The sequence below is a fragment of the Nocardioides sp. genome (assembly GCF_036401255.1).
In the GTDB taxonomy this organism is placed as follows: domain Bacteria; phylum Actinomycetota; class Actinomycetes; order Propionibacteriales; family Nocardioidaceae; genus Nocardioides.
The window spans coordinates 1-3008 of the sequence record NZ_DASWVI010000448.1; the positions used below are offsets into that span (position 1 = coordinate 1).

General features: G+C 70.4%; 2 protein-coding genes. Both read right to left on the bottom strand.

The features are described 5' to 3' along the window. Positions 1-83: 83 nt before the first annotated feature. A complete protein-coding gene (locus VGD85_RS20310) occupies positions 84-1268 on the bottom strand; it encodes a hypothetical protein (RefSeq protein ID WP_331065247.1) in 1185 nt (394 codons plus the stop codon). A gap of 31 nt (positions 1269-1299) precedes the next feature. Continuing rightward, positions 1300-2721 (bottom strand): phospholipase D-like domain-containing protein, encoded by a 1422-nt coding sequence (locus tag VGD85_RS20315; protein WP_331065248.1) that lies wholly within the window; start codon positions 2719-2721, stop codon positions 1300-1302. Between the last annotated feature and the right edge of the window lie 287 nt (positions 2722-3008).

Below are 3008 nucleotides of genomic sequence, written 5' to 3' on the forward strand. Positions count from 1 at the left end.
CACAGGATCGGACGGAAGCACCGGGCGGACCACCCGGGGGAACCACCTGGGGATCCAGCCGGGCGCACCACCGGACGGCCCGGTCAGCGGCGCTCGCGCAGCCGGCGCACGGCCCGCTGGGCCCGTCGCAGCGAGGGATGCCGCGCGGCCAGCTCGCGGGCGGCCGTCTCCACCGGGTTCGCCCGCACCGCCTCCCCCAGCGCCACCGACTCCCGGTCGCGCTGCGCGGTCGCGGCGACGTCGACGAGCAGGTCGGCCAGGACCTGCACGCTCTCCTCCAGCAGCTCCGCGTCCGGTGGCAGCTCGTAGCCCTCGGCCGCCGCGTCGGTCTCCGCGGCGTCGACGTCGACGAGCAGGTCGTCGAGCGAGCCCACCACGTCGACCCCGGCGGCCGCGAGCCCGTCGGCCAGCCGCCGGGACTCCTCGGCCGCGAACTCGATGTCCGCCGTGGTCAGCCGGAGGGGACTGCCGGCCCGGGCGGCCATGACGCGGTGCGCCAGGACGTCCTTGACGATGCCGGGGTAGGGACCCGGGAGCGGCAACCGATCGCCGAGCGCGGCGTTGACCCGGCGCAGCAGCTCGGCCTGCTCCAGGCCGAGGGAGGTGTTCGTCCGCGAGCCGCTCGTGTCGAAGCTCGCGGCGTCGAGGCCGAGCAGCCCCGCGAACCGCTCCCACAGCAGCGTCTGCGGAGCCCCACTGGGCGGGACCGTGACCACGTGCACCTGCGACGAGGGCAGGCCTGCACCCCAGCGCTCGAGCACTCCGACGTAGTCCTGCACGAGCCAGAACCAGCCCTTGCGGCTGGCCGACTCCTTGCGCACCGAGGAGACGAACTCCTCGAAGCGCACCTGGGAGCGGTGCTTGATGTGCTCCTGCCACTCCGCCGAGAGCTGGCGCAGCAGGTCGCGTGCCGTCAGGACGACGTGCACCTCGGTGCCGGGCCCGAACGACGAGGTCGCGCGCTTGGCCTGGGTGGCGTCGGCGGCGGCGAACAGCTCGTGCGAGATGACGCTGGTGCGTGGCCAGCGCTCGGAGTCGGACACCAGCCGGGCCCACATGCCCTGCGCACGCGCCGGGTGCGGCGGCCGGGCCAGCCCCCGGATGTCCAGCGAGGCGAGGTAGTGGTCGTTGAAGCTGTCCAAGGGCAACCGGACGCCCTGCCGCTCGGCCAGCCCACGCTGGGACCAGAGGACCTGCTGCAGGAACGTCGTGCCCGTCTTGGGGCTCCCGACGTGCAGGACGGCACGCTGGCGGACGACGTCGGTCACGATGGCTCCCTCACTGCGAGATACGGGTCGGTCAGGCCTCGGGCGTCGTGGCCGGCGGCGTGTAGGGCAGCTTGCGGGAGTGCTCGCGCATCCGCACCCAGTTCTTCAGGTACGCGTCGTAGGCGCCCTTGAGCTCGATGTTGAGCGTGGACTCGTCACCCTTCGACAGCGAGCCGGCGACCCAGTTCGGCGAACCGGTCATCACGACCCACTTCTTGGGGTTGCCCTCGTAGGTGCCGCGCACCAGGACGAACTTGCTGTGCGTGCGGACCTCGTTCCAACCGTCCTCGTTGAAGTCCCATCGGCTGTCGTAGAGGTCGATGAGGTGGTTGCGAGCGGCGATCCGCAGCCGCTCGGCGATCTGCCGCGAGGGTGCGCCGTAGATAATGTGGATCTGGCAGCCCGCGCGGGCCATGTCGAGCAGCTTGGTGGCGATGTAGTTGCCGCGCGTGCCCTTCCAGTAGAACATCGAGATGTGGATCTGGGTCGCCCCCCAGGCGGACCCCCGGCACTTGATCTTGTCCAGGTCGTGCATGACCGGGTCCTTGGCCTTGCCGGCGTCCTTGATGGGGAAGAACCGGCTGGTGTAGGGCCCGTCCACGAAGAACACGCCCTTCCTGGGCGCGGGGATGCCGTACGTCATCGCGAGGTGCTGCTGGACGTACTCGGCGTAGCTCTTCGGCCGGCCGCGCATGATGTACATGTCGTTCCAACCGAGCTTGGCGCCGCCGCGGTTGATGTTGGAGGAGCTCACCATCACGACGTTTCTCGCCTTGCCGGTCTGCGAGAACAGGTAGATCTTCATGTGCATGTTGCCCTTGCCGGAGCGGCAGCTGGGCGTGCACCTCTTCACGTAGCTGCCGTCGCGGCCCCAGGTGACCGAGTCACCCAGCGGCGCGTCGACGCTGCGGGCGGCCTGCTCCCGGCTCATCAGCCGGTCGCCGTCCAGGTCGTCCAGCCCGACGCTCGACTTGGCCGCGACCCGGTCGCGCTTCAGCGGCCGGTTGCACGGGCCCCGCTTCGGCTTGCTGTCCGGCTTGCCGTCGTGGTCGCGGTCCTTGACGTTGTCACCGTTCAGGGCGGTGATCAGCCGACGCGAGTTCTTGTTGTCGATGTCCTGGTCGATGATCACCCGCACCGCGACCCCGCGCTTGCACGCGTCGATGAGGTCGGTCACCGAGCGGGTGTGGTCCATGAGGTACGTCGTGATGTGGATGACCGGCTGCGGCTTCTTGCTGGTCCGCTTCCACTTCGGGACCCCGTTGATCGCCCGGTCCACCCGGCTCACGATCGCGAAGTTGCCGGCGTAGGTCTTGGAGAACGGCCGCGGCGTGTTGAACACCGCGGCGCCCGCGCCGCCCTCGGTGGCCACTGTCAACGCCGTGCTCGACGTCACCGCCAGCGGCGAGACGAGCAGCAGGAGAAGGGCCGCGAGGACCGTGAGCTTACGCATGAACACCTCAGGTGGACGAACGGGAGGATCGCAACAGCAGGGAACACAGTAACCGTGGTCCGGCTCGAGGCGGATTCGGCGCCACTCCTCGTCATCGCCCGCGTCCGGTAGCCTGTGGGCGCTCGATCGCGCCGCCCGGCCCTCCCCTCCGTCCGCTGGGCGGCATCAGGAGGTGTCTCGGTCGGTGAGTCGGCACAGCAGTCGGCACAGCAGTGGGCGACGCCCGCGGACCGCGGCGCGAGCCGGCGTCGCCGCGGTGCTGCTCACCGCCGCGTTGGCGACCATCG